Origin of the sequence: Dactylosporangium sp. CA-092794, from assembly GCF_050948465.1 — a bacterium.
Taxonomy (GTDB): Bacteria; Actinomycetota; Actinomycetes; order Mycobacteriales; family Micromonosporaceae; genus Dactylosporangium.
In genome coordinates this window covers 5,967,932-5,991,995 of sequence record NZ_CP192044.1, presented here as the reverse complement: position 1 = coordinate 5,991,995, position 24,064 = coordinate 5,967,932, and the positions used below count along the sequence as shown (strand labels likewise).

The 24,064-nt window shown below is 73.1% G+C and carries 17 protein-coding genes; 8 read left to right on the top strand and 9 right to left on the bottom strand.

The annotated features are described in order from the left end of the window. Window positions 1-8 precede the first annotated feature (8 nt). Both ACQPXD_RS25350 and ACQPXD_RS25345 read left to right on the top strand, forming a co-directional pair. The gene (locus ACQPXD_RS25350) at window positions 9-3,434 is read left to right on the top strand and encodes an ATP-binding cassette domain-containing protein (protein WP_432842678.1); all 3,426 of its coding nucleotides are present in this window, start codon (window positions 9-11) and stop codon (window positions 3,432-3,434) included. 133 nt (window positions 3,435-3,567) lie between these two features. Beyond that, on the top strand, window positions 3,568-4,959 hold the full coding sequence (locus ACQPXD_RS25345) for a DUF1996 domain-containing protein (RefSeq protein ID WP_432842676.1): 1,392 nt from the start codon (window positions 3,568-3,570) through the stop codon (window positions 4,957-4,959). 20 nt (window positions 4,960-4,979) lie between these two features. On the opposite strand, the gene ACQPXD_RS25340 is transcribed toward ACQPXD_RS25345, so the two are convergent. From ACQPXD_RS25340 to ACQPXD_RS25325, 4 genes are all read right to left on the bottom strand, one after another. Beyond that, window positions 4,980-5,522: a hypothetical protein gene (locus tag ACQPXD_RS25340; protein WP_432842674.1), complete on the bottom strand. Its 543-nt coding sequence runs from the start codon at window positions 5,520-5,522 to the stop codon at window positions 4,980-4,982. Further along, window positions 5,519-6,142, bottom strand: coding sequence for a response regulator transcription factor (locus tag ACQPXD_RS25335; protein WP_432842672.1), 624 nt, complete (start codon window positions 6,140-6,142; stop codon window positions 5,519-5,521). The genes ACQPXD_RS25340 and ACQPXD_RS25335 overlap by 4 nt, the downstream gene beginning before the upstream one ends. Continuing rightward, complete coding sequence (locus ACQPXD_RS25330) at window positions 6,139-7,299, bottom strand: sensor histidine kinase (RefSeq protein ID WP_432842670.1); 1,161 nt, start codon at window positions 7,297-7,299, stop codon at window positions 6,139-6,141. The genes ACQPXD_RS25335 and ACQPXD_RS25330 overlap by 4 nt, the downstream gene beginning before the upstream one ends. A gap of 63 nt (window positions 7,300-7,362) precedes the next feature. After that, window positions 7,363-8,955 (bottom strand): FAD-dependent monooxygenase, encoded by a 1,593-nt coding sequence (locus ACQPXD_RS25325; RefSeq protein WP_432842668.1) that lies wholly within the window; start codon window positions 8,953-8,955, stop codon window positions 7,363-7,365. Window positions 8,956-9,081: 126 nt separating this feature from the next. On the opposite strand from ACQPXD_RS25325, the gene ACQPXD_RS25320 reads away from it, so the two are divergent. Then, window positions 9,082-9,624 (top strand): alpha-ketoglutarate-dependent dioxygenase AlkB, encoded by a 543-nt coding sequence (locus ACQPXD_RS25320; RefSeq protein WP_432842666.1) that lies wholly within the window; start codon window positions 9,082-9,084, stop codon window positions 9,622-9,624. A gap of 118 nt (window positions 9,625-9,742) precedes the next feature. Next, a complete protein-coding gene (gene zwf / locus ACQPXD_RS25315) occupies window positions 9,743-11,206 on the top strand; it encodes a glucose-6-phosphate dehydrogenase (protein WP_432842664.1) in 1,464 nt (487 codons plus the stop codon). 1,121 nt (window positions 11,207-12,327) lie between these two features. Here zwf and ACQPXD_RS25310 read toward each other — a convergent pair. The 5 genes from ACQPXD_RS25310 to ACQPXD_RS25290 form a co-directional block, all read right to left on the bottom strand. After that, entirely contained in the window at window positions 12,328-13,638 is a 1,311-nt protein-coding gene (locus tag ACQPXD_RS25310) for a toxic anion resistance protein (RefSeq protein ID WP_432842662.1), read from the bottom strand. Between the two features lie 10 nt (window positions 13,639-13,648). Next, window positions 13,649-14,806, bottom strand: a complete 1,158-nt coding sequence (locus tag ACQPXD_RS25305; protein ID WP_432842660.1) for a hypothetical protein — start codon at window positions 14,804-14,806, stop codon at window positions 13,649-13,651. A gap of 10 nt (window positions 14,807-14,816) precedes the next feature. Continuing rightward, a complete protein-coding gene (locus ACQPXD_RS25300; RefSeq protein ID WP_432842658.1) occupies window positions 14,817-15,413 on the bottom strand; it encodes a 5-bromo-4-chloroindolyl phosphate hydrolysis family protein in 597 nt (198 codons plus the stop codon). Then, window positions 15,410-17,050 carry a vWA domain-containing protein gene (locus tag ACQPXD_RS25295; protein WP_432842656.1) on the bottom strand — a complete coding sequence of 547 codons (1,641 nt, stop codon included), beginning with the start codon at window positions 17,048-17,050 and terminating at the stop codon, window positions 15,410-15,412. Before ACQPXD_RS25295 ends, ACQPXD_RS25300 begins: the two co-directional genes overlap by 4 nt. A gap of 112 nt (window positions 17,051-17,162) precedes the next feature. Further along, window positions 17,163-20,333 (bottom strand): BTAD domain-containing putative transcriptional regulator, encoded by a 3,171-nt coding sequence (locus ACQPXD_RS25290; protein WP_432842654.1) that lies wholly within the window; start codon window positions 20,331-20,333, stop codon window positions 17,163-17,165. A gap of 62 nt (window positions 20,334-20,395) precedes the next feature. On the opposite strand from ACQPXD_RS25290, the gene ACQPXD_RS25285 reads away from it, so the two are divergent. From ACQPXD_RS25285 to ACQPXD_RS25270, 4 genes are all read left to right on the top strand, one after another. Continuing rightward, window positions 20,396-20,941, top strand: coding sequence for a GNAT family N-acetyltransferase (locus ACQPXD_RS25285; RefSeq protein ID WP_432842652.1), 546 nt, complete (start codon window positions 20,396-20,398; stop codon window positions 20,939-20,941). Between the two features lie 128 nt (window positions 20,942-21,069). Further along, window positions 21,070-21,660: an ArsR/SmtB family transcription factor gene (locus tag ACQPXD_RS25280; RefSeq protein ID WP_432842650.1), complete on the top strand. Its 591-nt coding sequence runs from the start codon at window positions 21,070-21,072 to the stop codon at window positions 21,658-21,660. Then, on the top strand, window positions 21,657-22,388 hold the full coding sequence (locus ACQPXD_RS25275; RefSeq protein WP_432842646.1) for an SRPBCC family protein: 732 nt from the start codon (window positions 21,657-21,659) through the stop codon (window positions 22,386-22,388). The genes ACQPXD_RS25280 and ACQPXD_RS25275 overlap by 4 nt, the downstream gene beginning before the upstream one ends. A gap of 221 nt (window positions 22,389-22,609) precedes the next feature. Beyond that, window positions 22,610-23,977 (top strand): M1 family metallopeptidase, encoded by a 1,368-nt coding sequence (locus ACQPXD_RS25270; RefSeq protein WP_432842644.1) that lies wholly within the window; start codon window positions 22,610-22,612, stop codon window positions 23,975-23,977. Window positions 23,978-24,064: the final 87 nt, after the last annotated feature.

Sequence of the window (24,064 nt, the reverse complement as noted above, 5' to 3'; positions counted from 1 at the left end):
ACCCCACCATGCGCCTGATCCGTGACCTCTGGGCCACGTCGCCGCGCCGGACCGCGTTCGTGGCCTTCCTCGTCGTGCTCGGCGCGGCGGGGCAGGCCGCGGCGTCCGCGGTCGGCGGCTCGGTGCTGATCCATCGCTCGTGGACCATGTTCGTGGTGCTCGCGGCGGCCCTCGCGGCGGCCGTGCTCACCGATCTCGGGGTCGGGCTCATCATGTCCCGGCTGACCGCCGACTGGGCCGCCGACGTGCGCCGCCGGCTGTGCCGGGTGGCGTTCGGGCAGGACCTGCCGACGCTGGAGACCACGCCGGTCGGCGAGCTGCTCGACCGGATCGACGGCGACGTCTACCAGGTGGCCGCCGAGCTGCGCAACGCGGGCGTGCGCATCGCCCAGGCGGCCTGCTACACGGTGCTGTCGGTGGCGACGGCGCTGTTCGTGTGGTGGCCGGCCGGGCTCGGCATGGTCGTCATCACCGTCGTGCTGACCCTGGCACTGCGCCGGCCGACCGCGAAGATCGCCGACGCGCGCATGCGCGAGGAGGAGGCCTGGTCGGACCTGGCGGCGGTGATGGAGGAGAGCATCCACGGCCAGGACGACGTGCGCACCACGCTCGCCCGGCCGTATGTGCTGCGGCTCTACGCCCGGCGGGCCGCCGCCGTGCTCGAGCGCGGCCGCAACGTGTGGAACCGCTCAGCCGCGGTCACCTCGGTCGCGTCCGGGTTCGTGCGGCTGGGCATCGCGCTGGTCGTGCTCGGCGGCGTCTGGGCGCTGGCCACGCACAGCGTCGACGTCGCCCGGCTCAGCGCGGTCTGGCTGCTCGCCCTGGGCTTCGGCGCGACGGTCGAGCACACCAGCCGGATGGTGCCCGAGCTGCAGTACGCGCTGGGCGCGTGGGCCCGGGTCCAACTGCTGCGCGACTCCAGACAGGAGCCGGTCGGCGGGCTCGCCCCCGCCGCCGGTGACCTCGAGATACGCGAGCTGAACTTCCGGTATACCGAAACCGCCCGGAATCCGGCCCTGAGCGACGTGAGCCTGACGTTCGCGCGGGGCCGGTCCTATGCGCTGATCGGTCGTACCGGATCCGGCAAATCGACCCTGGCGAAGATCCTCACCCGGGCCGTCGAGCTGCCCCGCGGCACCGTCTTCCTGGGCGGCGTCGACCTGCTCGACCTCGACGTCGAGGCGCTGCGCCGGTGGATCGCCGTCGTGCCGCAGCGCACCGAGATCCTGGCCGGCACGCTCGCCGAGAACATCGCGCTGTTCGACCCCGGCCTGCTGGCCGCGGCCGGGCGGGCGATCGACGAGCTGGGCCTCGCTGCCTGGGTCGCCGACCTGCCCGGCGGCATCGACACCCGGCTCGGCGACGGCGGCCACGTGCTGTCGGCCGGGCAGGAGCAGCTGGTGGCGTTCGCCCGGATCGTGGTCCGCGACCCGCAGGTGGTCATCCTCGACGAGGCGACCGCGCGGCTGGACCCGGTGACCGAGGCCCAGGTGCAGCGGGCGACCGCGCGCCTGCTCGCCGGGCGGATCGGCATCATCGTGGCGCACCGGCTGTCCTCGGTGCAGCAGTGCGACGAGGTCGTCGTCCTCGCCGACGGCGCCGTGGTGGAGGCCGGCCCGCTCGCCTCGTCGGAGCGGTTCGCGGCGCTGCTGGCCGCCTCGTCCGCGACCGCCGTCGACTCGATCGCCGCCCCGCCGCCGCGGCCGCTGGTGTCCAGCGCGGCCGTGAAGGCCGACCCGCCGCCGCTGCCGGCGCGGCCGAGGGCGCGCACCTTCTGGAACATCTTCAAGCTGGCCACCAACGACTGGCGGTACGGCCTCGTCGCGGTCGTGATGTTCGCCATGATGGCGCTGCTCGGCCTCGACGGCTCGGTGCTGCCGTGGCTGTGGGCCGACGTGGTCGACGGGGCCGGCGACGCGCTGTGGCCGGCCCTGGGCATCGCCGCGGGCCTGCTGCTGCCGCTCGCCCTGCCCTACTACACCGGCCGGTACTTCCCCGAGTGGTGGGTCCGCCAGCTGCTGCGCATCAGCCTGCGGCTGGTCCACGGCCAGACCGGCGCCCGCCGGGTCAGCGCGCACACGCCCGCCGAGGTGGTCGCCCAGGGCGGCGACACCGAGCGGGTCGTCATGCTCGCCGACAACCTCATCGACCAGTGGATCTGCCTGTGGGTGCTGGTCGCGATGACGGTCGTGTCCGGCTCGTTCGTGCCGGCCACCTTCATGACCGCCACGATCGTGCTGTCCGGCCTCGCCGCGACCCTGTTCGGGCCGGCGCTGAAGCGCTCGGCGCAGCTGACCGTCGCGGCCCGGGCCGCGTTCGCCACCGCGCTGGTGTCGTCGCTGTCCGCGGCGCGCACGGTCAAGCTGGCCGGCGCCACCGCCCCGGTCCTGGCCCACCTGGCCAGGCTGGACCGGGTGCGCAGCGACCGGCAGCGCCGGGAGATCGCCGTGCAGGTCTGGGCCCGCTCGACGCCGGCCCTGGCCAGCGGCCTGCTGCCGATCGGCGCCTGGGCGCTGCTGCTGTCCGGCCGCCTCACCGCCGGTGCCACGCTCGTCGCGGTCTCGACGCTGGGCTCGGCGCGCTGGTTCGCCTGGACCACGGCGTCGCTCATCTCGCAGCTGCCGTCCGCGCGGGTGTGGACCCGCCGCACGGTGGAGATGACCGGCGTTGCCGAATATGCCGCGGCGGTACCGGGGGTCGACCTCTCGGCCGGCACCGCGCCCGCGCCGCCGGCCGCGCCCCGGCACCCGCTGCGCCGCCTCGACCTGGACGGCTTCACGGCGGTCCACGAGGACGGCACGGTCGCGGTCCGCGACGTCGACCTGTCCGTGGAGCGCGGCCAGCTGGTGCTGGTCGTCGGCCCGGTCGGCTCGGGCAAGTCGTCGCTGCTGCGCGCCCTGGCCGGCATCGTGCACCACACCGGCAAGCTCAAGTGGAACGGCGAGCCGGTCACCGAGCCGGAGATGTTCCTGCGCCCGAACCAGATCGGCTACGTGGCCCAGCTGCCGCGGGTGCTGTCCGGCACGGTCGCCGACAACATCAGCCTCGGCCACGAGGTCGACGCGGACCGCGCCGTCAGCACCGCCCAGCTGGAGCACGACCTGAACGCGGCCGGCGCCGGCCTGGGGCTGCTGATCGGCCACAAGGGCACCCGGCTGTCCGGCGGCCAGCTGCAGCGGCTGGCCCTGGCCCGCGCGCTGGCCCCGCGCACCGAGCTGCTCATCGCCGACGACGTCTCCTCGGCGCTGGACGTGACGACGGAGCTGGCGCTGTGGCGGGCGCTGCGCGAGCACGGCGTCACGGTGATCGGCTCGACGTCGAAGCGGGCCGCGCTGACCCAGGCCGACCGGGTGATCGTGCTGCTCGACGGTACCGCGGCCGCGCAGGGCACCTGGCGCGAGCTGGAGCCCCGCTGGGGCCACCTGGCCGGCTGACCCCGCCGGCCGGTGGCCCCGGCCGCCCCGAAATTGGGTCCCTCGCCTGGGCCTTTGGGCTCAGGGCGGCGGCCGTACGGTGGGCCCGCCCTCGCCATCGTTCGCGCACGTCGCAAGCAGTAAGGAGATCCTCGTGCCAAACGTCAGGGGCTTGATCGCCGCCGCCGGGGTCGCGGCGACCGCCCTCCTCGTCGTCGCCGCCGCCATGGTGACGACCGCCGATGCCGCCACACCGGTGACCGTCCAGGCGGAGGCGTTCGCCGCGCAGTCCGGCGCCCAGGTCGAGACCACCGTCGACACCGGCGGCGGGCAGGACGTCGCCTACCTCGCCGACGGCGACTGGCTGCGCTACGACGGCGTCGACCTCGGCGCGGCCGGCGCGCTGAGCGTCGCCGCCCGGGTCGCGTCGGCCGGCACCGGCGGTACGGGCACCGTCGAGCTGCGCACCGGCTCGCTCACCGGGCCGGTGCTCGCCCAGTTCACCGTCGCGCCGACCGGCGGCTGGCAGGCCTGGGTGACGCTCACCGCCACCGCCGCCACCCACCCGACCGGCCCGCAGACCGTGTTCGCGGTCATGCGCAACACCACCGGAGGCCGCGACTTCGTCAACATCAACTGGTTCTCGTTCACCGCCGGGGCCGCCGCCAGCCCCAGCCCGTCGGGCTCGGCGGCCGCCGGATGGGTCGACGTGGACCCGGCGAAGTGGAACGCGCAGCTGGCCGACTTCCGTGCGATGCCCATGGACCCGGCGCCGGCCAATGCCGTGCGGGTGCCCGAGTTCAACGCCTCGTGCACGTACAGCCACTCCAAGAAGGACGATCCGATCGTCTTCCCGGGCCTGCCGGGCGCGTCACACATGCACAGCTTCATCGGCAACCACGGCACCGACGCGTACACCACGCTCGACTCCCTGCTGGCCAACGCGGGGACCAGCTGCGCGCCGGCGCCGGACCTGTCCGCCTACTGGGTGCCGACGCTGTACGAGCACGGCGTCGCGGTCGAGCCGAAGGCCGTGGTCGTCTACTACGGCTCGCGGCTGACCGACCCGGCCGGGACGGTGCCCTTCCCGCAGGGCTTCCGGATGATCGCCGGCGACGCGCGGCTGCAGCAGCCGACGCCGGCCGGCTCGGTGAACCAGTTCTACTGCGCCGGTCCCGGCGGGGAGATCGGGCGCAGCACCGACGGGAACTGGCCGCTGTGCGCGCCCGGCGCCACGCTGATGTTCCAGCTGGTGTTCCAGGACTGCTGGGACGGCACGCACCTGGACAGCCCCGACCACAAGTCGCACGTGGCGTACGCCTACACCGGCGCCTGCGGCGGGGCGTTCCCGGTGGCGATCCCGTCGGTGTCGTTCCTGCTGGCCTACCCGACCAGCGGCACCGCGGACGGGTTCACGCTGGCGTCGGGCATGGCGTCGTCCTTCCACGGCGACGCGTTCTTCGCCTGGGACAACGCGGCCCAGGGGCACCGGGTGAAGAACTGCATCGTCCAGCGGGCCAAGTGCAACACGGCCGGTCAGTTCTGACGTCGTGACCGCCCCCGGCGTCAGCGCAGCTCGATGCGGTTGATGTCGGGGGCGGAGCCCTCGTCGTTGAAGAACCGGATCCAGCTGGTACCGGCCGGGACGTAGACGGTCAGCCGGGTCCGGGCGGGGATGAGGTAGTCGGCGGCGCCGGACAGCGCCAGGGTGTGCACCGGGCCGTCGCCGACCGCGACCTTCAGCGTCCGCGGGTCCTGGGTCTCGTAGACGATGACCAGGGTGCGCTCCCCGGCGGCGGGCACGCCGTCGACCCGGATGGCGAGCGTGTTCGGCCCGCCGATGTAGCCGACCCGGCGGCCCCCGTCGCAGGACGGGCACTCGATGATCCGGGCGCCCTTGCGGAGGTTCGCCCCGTCGGCCGCGTGCCGGCTGATCACCTCGACGGCCGGGGACGGCGCCGCGGCCGAAGAGACCGGTGCCGGGGACGGCGCCGCGACCGGAGGGGCCGGCGCCGGCGCGTCGGGAGCGGGCAGCACCAGCGGGGGGACGAGCGCGATGGTCGCGGCCACGGCCGCGGCGAGGGCGGACCAGAAGAGCCACCGCCTCATCCGCGGCCGGTCCAGCGCAGCAGGGCCTCGGTGCGGTTGGTGACCCGCAGCTTCGCGTACGCCCGGTGCAGGTGGTTCTTCACCGTCTTCTCGGTGAGCAGCAGGCGGTGCGCGATCGCCGCGTTGGACAGCCCCTCGGCCAGCAGGTCGAGCACGTCCTGCTCGCGGCGGGTCAGGCCGTGGCGGGGGTGTGCGCGGGGCAGCGGGTGGACGCGCATGCTGGCGGTGGCCACCGCGGCGGCGGCCGGGGAGAGCCAGCCGTGCCCGGCGGCCACCGCCTCCACCGCGCGGTGCAGCTCCGCCGGGGTGAACGCGCCGTGGATCAGGTAGCCGCGGGCGCCGCCGTGCAGCATGCGGGCGATCAGGACCGGGTCGGGGTCGCTGGTCAGGACCAGCACGGCGGTAAGCCGGGTCAGCTCGGGCAGCACCGACAGGCCGTCGGCGAGGGGCATGCGGTGATCCAGCAGCGTGACCGCGGGCCCGGTCCGGCGGGCCTCGGCCAGCGCCTCCTGCCCGTCGGCCGCCTCGGCGACGACCGTGCAGGCGGCGGAGGCGTCCAGGTAGCCGCGCAGCGCGGCGCGGACGATCGGGTTGTCGTCGACGACCAGGACCCGGATCATGGCCGGGCCGCCGTGGCCGGGGAGCGCAGCGGGATGGCCGCCGTGACGGTGGTACCGCCGCCGGGGGTTGCGACGACCGACAGGGTGCCTCCGGCCGACCGGGCGCGCTCGGCCATGCCGAGGATGCCGTAGTGGTGCCCGGCGCGCAGGGCGGCCGGGTCGGCGGGCACGTCGAAGCCGCGGCCGTCGTCGGCGACGGACAGCACCAGGCGGCCGTCGCGCTCGGCGAGCCGGACGGTGACCCCCCGGGCGCCGGCGTGGCGCTCGGCGTTGCGCAGCGCCTCCTGCAGGATCCGGCACAGCTCGTAGCGGACCGCGATCGGCGGGTCGGCCGGCGCCGCGTCGAGGCGGACCGGCAGGTCCGCGGCCCGGCACAGGTCGGCGAGGACGGCGCGGAAGTCGCGGTCGGGCTCGTCGGAGCGCAGGCCGTCGAGCAGGTCGCGGGCCTCCCGGGCGGCGGCCGCGGCGCCGGCCGAGACCGTGCCGGCCAGCCGCTCGGCGAGGTCGGGGTGCCGGCGCAGCGACTGGGGCAGGGCCAGGGCGGCGAACGAGACGCCGCGCAGCGTCTTGGCGACCGAGTCGTGCAGCTCGCGGGCCAGGCGGGCGCGCTCCCCGGCCGCGGCGGCGCGCTGGGCGGAGGCGACCACCCGCACGGACAGCTCGACGTGCCGGCGCAGGGCGGCGGTGGCCACCGCGGCCCCGGCCGCGGCCAGCACGCAGGCGATCGGGAAGGCCAGCACGTACTCCGCGTGGGCGGGGTCGGCGCGCAGCACCCCGGCGGCCACGACGTAGCCGGCGGCGGCGTGCGCGGCCCCGACGAGCAGCGCGAGCCGGCCGACGACCACGCCGGCCAGGGCGGAGGCGCCGGCGGCGGCGCAGAAGTAGGCGATGCCCGGGTCGGCGGCGAGCACCGCGAGGACGGCCAGGCCGTCCAGGGTCAGCACCGCCACCGGGCGGCGGACCACATACGGGTTGCGGGACAGCACGGCGAGCCCGGCGACGGTGCTCGCCACGACGATGCCCGCGGCGAGCAGCACCGGGCGCGGATCGGCGGCCAGCCGCAGCCCGGTGCCGGCGGCGGTGAGCGTGGCGGCGCCCCGGCCGAGCAGCACCGCCCGCCCGAGGGCGGCGGGCGCCACCGCTCGATCGACGGTCATCCTCGGACTGTACCGAGTTTCGGGACTTTTTATATGAGCCGAAATCCCCTGCCGCGGGACCGGCTAGCGGCCGCAGATCAGGTCGAGCACCGCGGGCCAGTCGTCCGGCGGGGTGTCGTCGCGCCAGGCCACGTGCTGGTCGGGGCGGACCAGCACCAGCCGGCGGCCCCAGCAGGCGCGCACCGCGGCGTCGTCCAGCGGCAGGTGCGCCACCGGGATCCCGCGCTCCCGCGCCGCCCGGGTCAGCGCCGCCCCCGCCGCGTCGTCGGTCAGGTCGACCAGGGTCAGCTGCGGCCCGAGCCGGTCGAAGAGCTGCCCGCCGTCGCCCAGCCGCACCGCCGGCGGGCGGCCGCCGGGCCAGGTGCTCGGGGTGATCCGCTCGCCGTGCAGGCTCGGCGGGGTGCCGCGCTCGTGCCACACGACGGGCGAGAAGGCGTACCGCCCGCCGAAGCCGAGCCCGATGTCCTCGGCCAGCGGCAGCTCCTGGCGCACCACGCCGGCCAGGTAGTCCTGCGGCGCGCCGGCCGCGGCCAGCCGGCCGAACCGGCGCCGGGTCTCCAGCACCCGGGCCAGCAGCTCGCGGTCCATCAGGGCCCGCGGGCGGCGCTCGGCCTCGTAGCTGTCCAGCAGCGCCTCGCCGCCCCACCCGGCGTGCACGGCGGCCAGCTTCCAGCCCAGGTCCACGGCGTCGCCGATGCCGGTGTCCGCGGTCTCGCCGGCCGGGTGGAACCGGTGCGCGGCCTCCCCCGCCAGGAAGACCGGGCCGATTCGGTACGTCCGGGCGACCCCCATCGTGTCGTCCCACGGCTGCACTTCGAGCACCTCGGGCGGCTCGATCGCCTCGCCGAGCCCGTCGCGCAGCAGCCGCGCCGGGTCGGGCCGGTCGCCGGCCCGGTCCGGACCCGCCGCCACGTGCCCGACCCAGGCGTCGCGCTCATCGCGGGACAGCAGGGTCAGGCCGCCGACCACGATCGTGGACAGTCCCGGCCCGCGCGAGCGCAGGGCGAGGTCCTTGCTGCGGAAGGAGATCGCGCAGTACCCCACCGGCACCCCGAGCCCGTCCAGCGGCACGTCGAGGCAGCCACGGACCGTGCTCTGCGCGCCGTCGCACCCGACCACGTGCCGGGCCAGCACGGTCCGCGGCTCGCCGTCGCGCTCGTCGACCACGCTCACCCGCACACCGTCGCCCTCGGTGCGCACGCCGGTGCAGGTCCAGCCCTCCCGCAGGTCGACCAGCGGGGCCTGGCGCAGCGCGGCGCGCAGCTGCGCGGCCAGGTCGGTGCCGAAGACCTGCTGGTGGTGCTCGGCCGGGGCGCTGCCGTCGTTGACGGTGGCGTACCGCTGCCGCAGCTGGTTGACCGAAGGCCGCTGCGCGACCAGGACGGGCGGCCGGTCGAGCCGCCGGCTCCAGACCACGTCCGTGGCGGCGTCGGCGTCCACGCCCGCGCGGCGGATCGGCGCGCTCAGCCCCAGCCGGCGCAGCAGCTCCATGCTGCGTCCGCCGAGGTGGTCCAGGTCCTCGTGCCGGGGCAGGCCGGTCGCCCGCTCCACCACCATGCAGGGCACGCCGTGGTGGGCCAGCTCGAGCGCCAGGACGGCGCCGACCGTCCCGGCCCCGACCACCAGGACGGGCGTACGCAGTACCGTCGCAGCCACAAACGACCTCGATCACGTGGGGTTTCCGGTTCAGCGCAGATTGTTGTGGGTCGCCATGATCGAGGTGAACAGCCATTCGGCCAGGGTGGTTCCGGGCCGTTGCCGGCACCCCCTAGTCTCGTACACATGTCCGAAGTTCCCGGTCTGCGGTACACCCCCGAATGGATCACCCCCGAGGAGGAGCGGGCGCTGCTGACGACCATCGACGCTGCCGAATGGTCGACCGAGCTGCGCCGCCGCGTGCAGCACTACGGCATGCGCTACGACTACACCAGCCGCGCGGTCGCCCCCGCCGCGCGCACCCCGCTGCCCGACTGGGCGGCGAAGCTCGGCGCCCGCCTGTCGTTCGTGCCCGACCAGGTGATCGTCAACGAGTACCTGCCGGGCCAGGGCATCAGCGCCCACACCGACTGCGTGCCGTGCTTCGGCCCGGAGGTGGCCGCGGTCAGCCTGGGCTCGGGTTGCACGATGGAGTTCAGCAACGACCTGAAGGTCCCGGTCCACCTGGCCGCCCGCAGCCTGTGCGTGATGAGCGGCCCGTCCCGTTACGAGTGGCGGCACGCGATCGCGGCCCGCAAGAGCGACCCGGCCCCGGACGGCACCCGCGTGCCGCGCGGCCGCCGCGTCTCGGTCACCTTCCGCACCGTCCTCGGCTCGGCCACCCCCTGACCATTTCAGCTTTGGCGGCCCCCTGACCGGTTTCAGCTCGGTGGCCCCTGACCATTTCGGTTCGGTGGACCCCTGATCGTTTCGGTTTGGTGGACCCCTGGCCGGGCAGTGATCGCCCGTGAGCGTCCTCACCGATGTCTCGACCGCCCCGGCCCGCGAGGCCGGGGCGCGCCCCGGCGACCACGTGATCGTGCTGTTCGGGGCGACCGGCGACCTGGCCCGGCGCGAGCTGCTGCCCGGGCTGTTCCAACTCGCCCGGGCCGGGCTACTGCCACCGCGATACCGCATCGTCGGCACCGCCCGGTCCCCGCACGGCGACGAGGAGTTCCGCCGGATCGCCCGCGACGCGGTCGCCGAGTTCGGCCAGACCCCGCCCGAGGGCGAGGCGTGGCGCGACTTCGCCGGCACCCTGACCTTCGCCGCCGCCGAGCCGGCCCACCCCCAGCCGCTGATGGACGCGGTCAGCGGCGCCGAGCGCGCTGTGGGCGGCACCCCGCGCCGGCTGTTCCACCTGGCCGTGCCCCCGTCCGGCTTCGAGGCGACGGTCCGCATGCTCGGCGCCACCGGCCTGGCCGAGCACGGCCGGATCATCGTCGAGAAGCCGTTCGGCACCGACCTCGCCTCGGCCCGCGCGCTCAACACGGCCATTCACGAGGTGTTCGACGAGTCCGACGTCTTCCGCATCGACCACTTCCTGGGAAAGGAATCGGTCGACAACATCCTCGCGTTCCGGTTCGCCAACGGCCTGTTCGAGCCCATCTGGAACCGCAACCACATCAGCCACGTGCAGATCGACGTACCCGAGACCATCGGCATCGAGGGCCGGGCCGCCTTCTTCGAGGGCACCGGCACCTACCGCGACATGATCGTCACCCACCTGCTCCAGGTGCTCGGCTTCGTGGCGATGGAACCCCCCACGACCCTGGCCGCCAAGCCGATCCGGGACGAGACCAGCAAGGTCTTCGCCGCCATGGCCCCGCTGGACGTGCGCGACGTCGTCCGCGGCCAGTACCAGGGCTACCGCGACGAGGCCGGCATCGCACCCGACTCGCAGACCGAGACGTTCGTGGCCGCCCGCGTCGAGGTCGAGAATTGGCGCTGGTCGGGCGTACCGTTCTTCCTGCGCTCGGGCAAGTCGATGGCGCAGCGGCGCCAGGCGGTGACCATCGCCTTCCGCGAGCCGCCGATGCGGATGTTCCCGCTGTCTTCGGATACCGCCCCGCGACCCACCAACAAGCTCGTCATCGACTTCGCCGACCCCGGCTGGATCGCCGCCCACTTCCTGGCCAAGGAGCCGGGCGCGACCATGCGCCTGGGCGAGGCGGCGATGACCTTCCGCTACGCCGATTCGTTCTGCAACCGGCGCAGCCTGGCCGGCTACGAACGACTGATCCTCGACGCGATGCTCGGCGACCAGTCACTGTTCACCCGGTCCGACGGGATCGAGCGCCTGTGGGAGATCTCCGCGCCGCTGCTGTCGGACCCACCGCCGGTACAGCCCTACCCGGCCGGCTCCTGGGGCCCGGACGCCGCGTTGAAGCTGATCGCCCCGCACCACTGGTTCCTCCCCGACGACCACTGACCTCCCGCCGCTGGCTGCACCGCACTCCTCACCACCGACCAACCTCCGGTCACCGCGGTCACCGCGGTCACCGCGGTCACCGCGGGCGTCGCGGGCGTCGCGGGCGTCGCGGGCGTCGCGGGCGTCGCGGGCGTCGCGGGCGTCGCGGGCGTCGCGGGCGTCGCGGGCGTCGCGGGCGTCGCGGGCGTCGCGGGCGTCGCGGGCGTCGCGGATGCTCGCCTCTCGGACGCGAACATCCGATCGGTGCCGCCGGGGCGGCCGTGGTGGGGACGTATGTCTCCGTGATCATGATGCCCGTCGTCGCCGCACCACGGGTTTGCCATGATCCCGGAGACTTGTGGTACACAGGTGTACATGATCACTCCGTGATCATGAAAAACCGTTGGTGTCGGCAGCGCATACAGCATGATCACGGAGACTTCCGGTCGCCGCGCGTCGTGACACTGTCAACGTCGCCGTGCCGACAGCCTTCGTGACACTGTCAACGTCGGCGCCGCCGAGCGACCGTGACACTGTCACCATCGCCACGGACGAGCGACCGTGACACTGTCACCATCGCCACGGACGAGCGACCGTGACACTGTCACGGTCCACGATCACGGCCCCAGCCGCCCGACACCGCCGCAACCTGCACCAACGCCCCCTCGCGCCACTGCCACCGCCGCGACCGACACCCGCACGACACTGTCACCGTCGCCGCCGACAGCTCTCGTGACACTGTCACCGTCGGCGCCGACCGGCGACCGTGACACTGTCAACGTCGACGCCGACCGGCGACACTGTCACCGTCGCCGCCAATAGCCCTCGTGACACTGTCAACGTCAACGTCAACGCCAACACCGACCGGCGACCGTGACACTGTCGCCGTTGCCGCCGGCAGCGCTCGTGACAGTGTCACCGTCGATGCCGTCGGCGTCGACCGTGACACTGTCACCGTCGGGGCGGACCGGCGACCGTGACACTGTCAACGTCGCGGCTGAAGAGACGGGCGACCGTGACACTGTCAACGTCGCGGCTGGAAAGACGGGCGACCGTGACACTGTCACGGTCGCGGGTGAGAGTCGGTGCTCGGAGGCGGCGGGTGAGGTGCCAGGGAGGCACGCCCGCCGCCTCCGCGGCGGTCAGGCGTTCGCCTGCGGGACCAGTGCCGGGGCCTGCTCGAGGACCGACGCCGGCAGCTGCGGGCCGGCCGGCAGGGCGAGCGGCTCCTTGGCCCGGGAAACCAGCTCGACCACGGTCTTGCTCAGCCGCTGCGAGGTCTGCGACATCGACTCGTTGGCGGTGACGATCGCGGTGACCACCTCGGCGCGCTTCTGCTGGCCGTACTTCACGGCCTCCTCGATGCCCCGGGCCTGTGCGTCGATCGAGTCGGCGACCTCCAGGATCGTCTCCGGGCGGATGGTCGGGGTCTGGATGACGCGGGCGATCTGCGGTACCGCCGTCTTCGAAGCCTGTGCGTAGGCGGACAGGACGTCGTTGGCGCCGTCCGCCACCGCCTGCTGCATGTCCGCCGCCTGGTTGGCCTGCAGCATCAGCGCCCACTGGGCGATGGTCAGCTTCATCGTCGGGATGGTGAGGTTCATGAGTAGCGCGAGGCGCTGGCCCAGGCCGTAGTTGAGCGTGCGGATGTTGCGCACCTGCGGGGAGGTGGACCAGGCGACGAAGAGCCGCTGCTGGAACTCGTTGATGCGGACCTCGAGCGCCTGGATGAACTCGGTGATGAGGGACAGGCGCTCCTGCAGGTCGCGCTCGTCGGGCGCGCCTGGTGTGATCTTGATGGAGCGGGCGTCCTCGAGGGCGACGTCGCGGACCAGTTCCATCACCGCGATCGCGCCGATGAGCTGGCCGATCGCGGCCTCGTTGGCCTTGTAGAGCTCGTCGCACAGCACCACGTTGCGCTTGAGCTGCAGCTGCTTGTCGCTGAGCTGGCCGGCGACCTTGTCGAGCTGCTGCTCGACGGTCTTCGCCTCCTCGAAGAGCATCTCCAGCAGGTCGCGGCCCTTGCGGAACAGGCCCTTGATGGAGTCCGAGAACTTGTTGAAGGTCTCGCGGACCTTCGGGTCGCTCGGGTCGTACTTGCGGCGGAAGTTGCGCATCCGGTCGTTCAGCTCGTGCATGATGCCGGTGAGCTCGGGGATGTTGACCCGGCCGACCTCGCGGAAGATCCGGGTCACCTGGGCGTTGACCCCGTCGATCGCGCTGTTGCCGAAGGCGGCGAGCTGGTCGGTGTTGGCGAGCATCACCGGGTACAGCTGCTTGGCCGCCGCCTCCGCCTGCGCGGCCTGCGCCGGAGTGAGCAGGTCCTTGCACACGAGCGTGCGCGGCTCGGTCGATGCGACCGCGGCCGTGATGGCGCTGTCGGCCGTGCCCGGCGCCGGTTCGGCGGGCCCGCCGACGAGGTTGCCGAAATCGATCTGAAGTCCGTCGCTCATTTCGTTCCCCTCACTGGCACTTCGTGGCGTCCTTCATGCATTCGAGCAGCGCCAGGGTCACGTCGGCGGCCGGCGGCGCCGTGGTGCGGACCTGGTCGGACAGGCTGATGTCCTTGAAATAGGTGACGTCGTTGATGCCGACCTGCACCGCCGAGCGGAAGCCGTACTGCTGCCACGCGATCGTCTGGATCTCGGAATCCTTCATCGCGTCGATGAACCGGCCGGCGTTGGCATTGAGCGCGAGCACCGGGTGGTCGCTGTAGATGGTCGGGTCCGGGTACAGCACCCTGACCTTCGCCAGGACGGTGGCGGTGTTCGCCCCGGACTGCGCGACCTGCTGGATCAGCTGGATCAGCTGATTCTCGTAACCGGCGTAGAGCGGCGCCTGCAGCTCCCCGCCCTGTGTGAGCCACTGCCGGAAACCGGCGTCGGAGCTGCGCGCCTGCAGGCCCTGCGCGTCATACAGCTTCCGCATGGCCGGCAGCGCCTTGCGCGCCTGTTCCAGGCTGGGCGCGGAGTGGACGTCCTCGGTCGCGAGGATGTTCAGCTCCAGCTGGGCCAGCACGAAGCCGCTGTTGGACCGGGCCGGGTCGGTGCTCGACACCGTGATCGGGCCGCTCAGGCCGGTGGCGCCGATGCCCTCCCAGGTCTGCTTCGTCGTGATGTAGTCCAGCAGCAGCGCCTTCATGTTGACGATGTAGTACCGGTTGTCGCGCAGCTGCACCACGCCCTTGGCGACGAGCGCGTCGGTGCCCTGCGGCCCGCCGTAGATCACCTCGGGCGACTGCAGGATGTTCTCCGCGCGGTACTCCTTGAAGGCGCCCGGGTGCTGCGACTCGAAGACGCTCTGCGCGCTGGCGCTGGACGGCCAGAGGCAGTCGAGGTTGCGCGTCTTGATGTCCTCGGTCTTGAGCTGCACCTGGTCGTAGGAGCCCATCGGCTGGAAGTTGATCGTCAGGTGGTACTTGTCGTGAAGGATGCTCTTGACCTTCGTGTCGGCCATGAGCTCGGTCTTCTCGGAGCCGCCCACGCAGTTCAGCGTCGTGTCCGGGGCGGCGGCCGGCTTGTTGTCCGAACGGCCCAGCCTCGTCCACAGGATCACGGCGGCGATGCACACGACGATCACCGTGGCCAGCCCGATCAGGAACCGGATGCTCGGCAATCTCAAGGTGACTCCTCTATCCCAACTCTGGCAGTTTCGGTGGCGCGACGGTATCGAGGTTGGCCTTGTACTGCGCGAGATCGCCCTGGTTGATCAGCCGCACGCTTTCCAGGGCGAAGTCCGCGAACCGCTGGAAGGCCTGCTCGCCGCTGCCGCGCAGGGCCTCCGGGTCGCGGTACAGCACCGGCTGGCGCTGGATGTCGAGGTACTGGCGCACCGCGCCGTCGAGACTCTGTAGGTGCCCGCCGATCTGGCTGGCGGTGGAGTACAGGCTGTTCGGCGACTTCGCGCGGACCCGGGCGAACAGCTCGGGCACGTACTGGCACGCGGACTCGAGCGCCTTGCGCGCGCCGGGCGCGCGCACGTCCTTGGCGAGGCGCTCGATGCCGCGGATGAGCTTGAGCGCCTCGTCGACCTTCTCCTGGGCCTCGTCGGCGTAGGAGTCGCTGCTGACCTGCGCCCGGCTGCGGTCGTCGAGCATGAGGTAGACGCCGAGCGCCGCCACGACGGCGAGGATCGGCGTCCACAGCACGCTGCGCGTGAGCGCGAAGACGATGCCGAACACCGCCACGGCCGCGACGAGCGCGACCGGGGCGGCGAGCCGTCGCCTCATTTGTAACCCGCCGCCTGGCGCAGCGCGGCCACCAGGTCGTTCTGCTGGACGAACGCGCCGCCGGTGGCCGACGCGACCTCCTTGAGCTGGCTCGGGTCGGCGTCGCTGCCGAACGCGATCGCGACGACCGGCACGCCGGCGCTCTTGAGGGCCGACAGGGCGGCGTCGCGCTGGCCGGTCTCCGACTGGCCGTCGGTCATCAGCACGACCAGGCCCTTGCGGTCGTCGGTCTGCGGCTTGGCCAGCTCGTCGCCGGCCCGCCTGAGGCAGGTGTACATGTTGGTGCCGCCGCCGGGACTGTAGCCGTTGATGTCGTCGGTGAGGCCGTGCAGCGCCGTCGCGTCGTTGCCCTCGACGGTCCACGGGCCCTTGGCGACGTTGTTGTTGAAGATCGCCACCGTGGTCACGTCCTTCGGGTGGCTCTGCAGGAAGTTCAGCGCCGCCTGGTCCTGGTCGAAGACCTGGTGCGCGGCCGCCTTGACGCCCTCCCACCCGCCGTTGCCGGACATCGAGCCGCTGCCGTCGAGGCAGTAGTACGCGTTGACCGGGCGCCGGTAGCGGGTCTGGTAGCGGTCCAGCGCGGCCTGGATGACGGGCGCGGACGGGTACTGGATCCCCTGCTCGTTGAGCGTCGCCTGGATGCCCCACGCCGGGTTGAAGACGGCGGTGTCCGGGTTGTCGAGGGTCAGCCCGACGCTCGTGGCCGGGCGCCGGCCCAGCTTCAGCAGCTTGGCCTGCGCGTCACCGTCCTTGAGCAGGTAGTCCTGCAGCTCGTTGAGGATCTGCTTCTTGCCGGCGTCGGCGCCGTTGTTGTGCGGGAGGAAGCCCAGCGGCGCGTCGCTGATCGCGAGCGACCCGCGCGGGTAGGCCACGACGAGCGGCTCCTTGCCGGCCTTCACCAGCTCCTGGTTCTTCTCGATGACCAGGTCCTCGTAGGTGAACATCGTCCGGCACGCATCGGGCTGGGCCACGCACTGGTCCATCATCGTGCCGGTCGACGGGGGCGTCTGGTCCATCGCCTTGATGAACCGGGTGATCCCGTCCTCCACCGGCGCCGAGTCCAGCTGCTCCTGCGTGAGCGCCTTGCCCGGCCCGTTGCCGGCGAAGTAGTTCATGAACCCGAACAGCACGGTGGCGCCCGAGTTCGACTGGGTCGGGTTGGTCACCCACACCTTGGTCTTGCCCGACTCGACGGCCTGCAGGATGTCACCGATGGACACGTCGGTCCGGCCGGCGAACCCGAGCTTCTGCATCTCGCTCTGCCAGCCCGCGAAGACGACCGGGGTCAGGAACATCGTCTTGACGTCCTGCAGCTTGCCGGCCTGGTCGCCGATCTGGGCGAAGACGCTCGAGGCGAACCAGTAGGCGTCGTAGTCGGTGCTGCCGCCGGCGAGCAGGCGCGCCTGGTCGACCGAACCCTTCAGCGTGACGTTGCACTGGTACCCCTTGCTCTGGCACCAGGGCTTGACGATCGTGCTGACGACGGCGTCCTGTTCGGTGCCCGCGATGATGTTGAGCGCCTTGGGGCTGGCGTCGTAGCCGCCGGTCGCGTCCGGCGACGGCTTCTTGCTGCTGGTGCACCCCGATACCAGGACCAACGCGGCGATGGCGAGTGCCGTGAACCCCTTAAACCGCACGAACGCTCCGTTTCCGACCCACCGGTACGACCGTCCGACCCGTGGCGGACGCGATCTCGTTGGTAGCAATGTCCGGCCAACGGAACGGCTAATGACAGGTGAACAAAAGGCATCAAGGACTTGGCGAAGCGGCGCCGGGGAAGTAGTCCAGGACGTTGTCGATGGTGGCCTTGCGGCCGTCGTCGGTGGCGGCCGTGGACTCGGCCGCAGGCAGTGCGGCCAGGGCGGCGGCCCGGACCCGGGCGGTCCAGGGGCGGGTGTGGTCGGGGCCGCCGCGCAGGGTTTCGGCCGCGCTCAGCAGCGTGGCCGCGCGGGCCGGGTCGCCGGCCAGCAGGGCGGCCTCGGCGGCGTCCTCCAGCACCGCGCCGACGATCGGGGTGTCGAAGGCGCCCCGGCCGTGGACGACCGCCTCGCGGCTGGCGGAGCGGGACCCGGCGTGGTCGCCGTCGTGGGCCAGGATCAGGGCCTGGCCGCTGGTGACCAGGGCCAGCATCTGCGGGGAGACCCGGTGCGCGCCGATCAGGCCGACGGCCCGGGCGAAGCGGGCGCGGGCCTGGTCGATGTCGCCGGCCCGCAGGGCGCGGTCGGCGTAGGCGTACTCGACGAAGGCGATGCTGTCCGGCACACCGGCGGCCCGGGCGGTGCGGCGGGCCTCCCGCAGGGCCTCGTCGGCGCGGGCGTCGTCGCCGACGAGACGGTACTCCTGGGCCAGCCGCACCTCGGTGAGCGGCCGGTCCTCGGTGGCTCCCAGGTCGCGCAGGTAGGTGAGGGCCTCCTCGTAGTATCCGATGGCCTCGCGATGGCCGCCCCGGCGCGCCATCACCTCGGCGAGGGCGGCGAGCGCGAACGACATGCCCCACCGCTCCCCCTCCCCCCGGAAGGTCGCCAGCGACGCCTCGAAGGCCGAGCGGGCCTCGTCGAAACGGGCGCCGACGTTCATCACGGTGTGGCCGACGAGCAGGTGGCCGAGGCCGGCGGTCCACGGGTCGGGGTCGTCGGCGAGCGCGGCGATCCGGGCGTGGACCTCCGGCGTGGGGCCGTCCCGGTAGAGGCCGGCGACCGCCTGGAAGAGCCGGAACAGCGGGGCGTCGCCGGTGTACCGCATCGCCTCGGAGAGCCAGCCGCTGAGCATCTCGATGTCGCCCAGGCCGTCGAAGCCGTTGACGGCGGCGACCCCGCACGCCATGGCGCGGGCCGCGGGGTCGGTCGGGCCGGGCAGGGACAGCGCGGCGGCGGCCAGGGCGGCGCCCTCGACGCGGTGGCCGCCGAGCAGCCAGTACCACCCGACGACGGCGACCAGGCGCACGGCGAGGTCGGCGTCGCCGGCGGCGATGGCCCGGCGCAGGGCGCCGTGCAGGTTGTCGTGCTCGGCCTTGAGCACGGCGAGCGCGGCGAGCTGGCCGGAGCGGCGCAGGTCGGGCTCGAGCCGCTGGGCGAGCGCGAGGAACCAGGCTCCGTGCCGGCGGCGCAGCTCGTCGGTCTCGCCGCACTCGGCCAGCCGTTGCAGGCCGTAGGCGCGGATGGTTTCGAGCATGCGGTACCGCAGGTCGTCGCCGGCGACCAGCAGCGACTTCTCGGCCAGCGTGGTGAGCAGCTCGTCGGCGTCGCCGAGGCGGCCCTCGGGGTCGCACACGGCGGCGGCGGACTCGGCGGTGGCGCCGCCGGGGAAGATCGCCAGCCGGCGCAGCATGACCCGCTCGGGCTCGGTGAGCAGGTCCCAGCTCCAGTCGACGACGGCGCGCAGCGTCTGGTGGCGGGGCAGGGCGGTGCGGCTGCCGCGGGTCAGCAGCCGGAACCGGTCGTCGAGGCGGTCGGCGAGCTGCGCGGGGGTCAGCGAACGGCAGCGGGCGGCGGCGAGCTCGATGGCCAGCGGCATCCCGTCCAGGGCGCGGCAGGTGCGCACGATCGCGTCGACGTTGTCGGCGGCGAGGGCCAGCCCGGGTCGTACCGCCGCCGCCCGGTCTTGAAACAGCCGCACCGAGGGGAACGTCGCCGCGGTCGCCGGTGCGGCGCCGGCGGGCGGGAGCGGCAGCGGCTCCACGCCGAAGAGGGCCTCGCCGGTGATGCCGAGCGGCTCGCGGCTGGTGGCCAGGATGCGCAGGTGCGGCGCCTCGCCCAGGAGCCGGTCGGCGAGCTGCGCGGCGGGGCCGATGACGTGCTCGCAGTTGTCGAGGATGAGCAGCAGCCTGCGGTGCGCGAGGGCGCCGGCCAGGCGGCGGTGCGGATCGGCGTCCGGGTCGGGGCCGGGGGCGCGGCGGCCGGGCGCGGGGCTGCCGGCCGGGTCGCGCAGGCCGAGGCCGGCCCAGACGGCCTGGATCACCTCGTCGGCGCCGCCGGTGACCGGGGCGAGCTCGACCAGCCAGACCCCGTCGGGCGCCTGCTCGCGCAGCGTGCGGCCGGTCTCGACGGACAGTCGCGTCTTGCCGGCGCCGCCGGGGCCGACCAGGGTGACGAGCCGGCCGGCGGCCACCAGCTGGCGGACCGCGGCGAGGTCGGCGTCGCGCCCGACGAAGCTGGTCAGCGCGGCCCGCAGGTTGCCGTCGGCGCGTTCCCGGCCGTCCCGGTCGGATTCGCCCCGCAGGATCCGCAGGTGTACGTCCACGAGCCGCGCCGACGGGTCGGCGCCCAGCTCGTCGGCGAGCCGGGCCCGGCACCGCTCGAAGGCGGCGAGCGCCTCGGCGTCGCGGCCGGCGGCGTGCAGGGCGCGCATGAGCAGCGCGACCGGCCGCTCCCGCAGCGGGTGGGCGGCGACGAGGGACTCCAGCTCGGCGACGACCGGCTCGCCGAGGCCGAGCTCGGTCTCGATGCGGTCCTCGGTGGCGGCCAGGCGCAGCTCGTCGAGGCGGGCCCGCCAGGGCGCGGCGAACGCCGCGTCACCGGCGTCGGCGAGCGCCGGACCGCGCCACAGTGCCTCGGCCCGGCGGAACAGCGCGACCGCGGCCGCCGGGCCGGCCTCGGCGCGGGCCCGCCGGACCAGCTCCTCGAACCGCACGTGGTCGGCGTCGGCGGGGTCGACGTCGAGCAGGTACCCGGTCGGGCGGGCCTGCAGCACCCCGTCGGGCAGCGTCCGGCGCAGCCGGGAGACCAGCGACTGCAGCGCGTTGCCGGCGTCGCCGGGCGGGTGCTCGCCCCAGACGCCGTCGGCGAGCCGGGCCGCGGTGACCACCCGGCCCGGCTCGAGCGCGAGCAGCGTCACGAGCGTGCGCAGGCGCGCGCCGCCCACCTCGACCGGCGCGCCGTCGTCCGCGCGCACCTCGAGGGGGCCCAGCAACCCGAACCGCACGACCCCGATTGTCGCTCTCCCCGTCCGTCGCGCCCGGCCGGCCGTGGTCTAGGGTGCCGGTCGTGGCCCTGCCGCCGATCTCCACCGACCGGCTCGTGCTCCGCGAGCCTACCGTCGCCGACGCCGCCGACGTGCTGGTGTTCCGCGGCGATGCGGAGGTCCAGCGGTACAACGACGATCCGCTGCAGAGCCTCGCCGAGTGCGAGGCGTTCGTGGAGTACCTCGCCGCCGAGACGGCCGCCGGGCTGCGCCGGCACTGGGCGCTGGAGCTCGACGGGCGGGTGATCGGGCTGATGGGCCTGCACAGCTGGAAGCCCGGGCACCGGCGGGCGGAGCTGGGCTACGACCTGTCGCGCGCCCACTGGGGCCGGGGCTACGCCGGCGAGGCGGGGCGCGCCGTGCTGCGCTTCGGGTTCACGGCGATGCGCCTGCACCGCATCCAGGCGTACACCATCGCGGACAACGATCGCTCGGTGCGACTGCTCACCGGCCTGGGCTTCACCCGCGAGGGCACGCTGCGCGAGTGCTCCCTCGAGGACGACGGGCGTTACCACGACAGTGTGGTCTTCGGCCTCCTCCGCCCGCAGTGGGCGGCGGCCACCGCCTGACCGCGCCGCGGGCGGCTTCACGGATGCGCGTCCAGGAACAACGGCGCGCGCCGCCGGCGTAGGGAAATAAACTTTTTCTTGACAACAGGACTTGTCGGCGAGAGCCTGAACGCATGCAGGACGTCGCAGTGATCGAGGACGCCGCCGTCGCGGAGGTCTCGCTCGATCCCATCCGGGCTCGGATGCTCGCGGAGCTTGCCGAGCCGCACACCGCGACCACGCTCGCGACGCGCCTCGGACTGGCCCGGCAGAAGGTCAACTACCACGTGAGGACGCTGGAGCAGCACGGTCTCGTGGAGTTGGTGGAGGAGCGGCGCAAGGGCAACATGACCGAGCGCGTGGTGCGGGCGTCGGCCGCGGCCTATGTGATTTCGCCGGCGGCGCTCGCCGCGGTCGCGCCCGATCCGGCGCGCTCGCCCGACCGGCTGTCGGCGCGGTGGCTGCTCGCGCTCGCCGCGCGGCTGGTCCGGGAGACCGGCGCGCTCATCAACGGCGCGGCGCGGGCCAACAAGCCGCTGGCCACGTTCGGGCTCGATGCGGAGGTGCGGTTCGCCAAGCCGGCCGACCGCGCCGCGTTCATCGGCGAGGTGACCAACGCGCTCACCGGAATTATCAGCAAATATCATTCGCAAACCGGTCGTCCGCACCGCCTGGTCGTCGCGGTGCACCCGAGCATCACCGAAGATGCCGACCCGCCAGCAGAGGGGCGCACGTCATGACACATCCATTCGAGGTCCGCGGTGAGATCACCGTGGACGCCACGCCCGACCAGGTCTGGGACGCGATCGCGTCGGGGCCGGGGGTCGACTCCTGGCTCATGGGGCGCACCGAGATCGACAGTGACAGCAAGACCAGCACGTTCGAGATGTTCGGCGACACGGCGACCTCGGCCATCACGGTGTGGGAGCCGGGGCACCGGTTTGCGACGCGGGAAGAGCAGAAGCCGGACGGCACGTTCATGGCGTTCGAGTGGCTGATCGAGGCGCGCGACGGCGGCGGTGCCGTGGTGCGGTTCGTGCACAGCGGTTTGCTCGGCGAGGACTGGGAAGCGGAATACAACGGGCTGTCGGTCGGCGACCAGGCGTACCTGACCAAGCTCGCGGTGTACCTCACGCACTTCGCGCCGCGCACGGCGCAGCGCTCGACGTTCGTGCCCGGTCCGATCACCAAGGACTCGTGGGCGGCGATGACCGCGGCCGTCGGCGCCGGCACCGACGCGGCGGACGGGCAGCCGGCCCGGCTCACCGTGCCCGGCATCGACCCGGTCGCCGGCGTCGTGGAGTTCGTCAGCCCGCCGAGCTTCGTCGGCATGCGCACCGACGACGCGATGTACGTGCTGATCCACGGCTACAACGACATGATGTTCGCGACCGCGCACTACTTCGACGACCGCGACCCGTCGGCCGAAACCGAGGCGTGGCAGGCCTGGCTGGGCACGCTCGCCTAGACGAGCCCGATCGCCGACCACCGCGAAGCACCCCACAGCGACCGGAACTCTCCGCGATCACGCCGAACCCAATACGTGCCCCATGGACGTCAAGTGGAGAGAGCGATTTCCCGATAGGGGGTGGTACGGCGGGGCGAGGGTCCGGGCTGGGGTATGCATAGATTGACATTGATCACTGGCGATCTGATCCTGACCGCAACCCCCACGAAGGGAAACCAGGGATGAGCCATCGCCTCCGGACCGCGTTCCTCGCCGCGGTCACCGCCGTCACCGCCGTCGCCGCCGGGGCGTTCGCGCCCGTGGGCGTCGCGCACGCCGCGGCCGACCCGACCCGCACGCCGGGCCTGGCGAAGTACACCGTCAGCCTGACCAGTGACAGCACCGGCGCCTCGTGGACCGGCCACGAGTCCGTCACGTTCACCAACACCGCGCCGGCCGCGCTCAGCGAGGTCTACCTGCGGCTGTGGGACAACTACCACGGCACCTGCCCGTCGAACACGCCGATCGCGGTGACCAACGTGACCGGCGGTACCGCGGGCGCGCTCACCGCCGGCTGCACCGCGCTGAAGATCACGCTGCCGGCGGCGCTGGCCCAGAACGCCTCCGCGACGATCGGGTTCGACCTCGGCATCGTCGTGCCCGCGGGCGCGGACCGGTTCGGCCGCGACGGGTCGTACAACTTCATCGGCAACGCGCTGCCGGTGCTCGCCGTCCGCGACGGGGCGGGCTGGCACCTCGACCCCTACACGAACAACGGCGAGTCGTTCTACAGCCTGATCAGCGACTTCGACGTGACGCTGGATCACCCGGCGTCGCTGTCGGTCCCGGCCACGGGCACGTCCACCGACACGCCGGGGGCGTCGGGCCGCACGATCACCCGCGCCCTGGCCACCAACGTGCGGGACTTCGCCTGGGCGGCCGGGCCGTTCACCAAGACCACCGGGGTCTCGGCCGGCGGTTACCGGGTCAACGTGTACCGCGTCTCCTCGATCAGCTCCAGCAGCGCCCAGTCGATGCTGACCACGGCCGAGAACGCGCTGGACGCGCACTCGTCCCGCTTCGGCGCCTACCCCTACGGCGAGGCGGACGTGGTGCTGGACAACAACTTCTGGTTCGGCGGCATGGAGTACCCGGGCTTCGTGCTCGACGTGGTCTCCACCACGGCGCTCGCGCACGAGCTCGCCCACCAGTGGTTCTACGGCATCGTGGGCGACGACGAGTACACCACGCCGTGGCTGGACGAGGCGTTCACCGACTACGCCACCGACCTGTACCAGGGCAAGACCGGCACGAACTGCTGGAACTCGGTGTCATGGCAGTCCTCCAGCGAGCGGCTCACCAGCTCGATGGCCTACTGGGACGCCCATTCCAGCCGCTACTCGACGGTGGTGTACGGCTACGGCAAGTGCGCCCTGCACGACCTGCGCCGGACCTTGGGCACGACGGCCATGCAGAACCTGCTGTTCAACTACGCGCAGTCGCACTGGTACGGCGTGTCGACCGTCCCCGACTTCAAGGCGGCGGCCCAGCAGGCGGCGAGCTCGACCAGCCTGTCGTCGTTCTGGACGACCCACCGCATCGACGGCTGAGCATCCCGACGCCACCGGCGGCGCTCCGCGCGATGTGCGACGGTGCGCTCGTCCCCGACGAGCTACGGCTCGGCCGGAGCGCCGCCC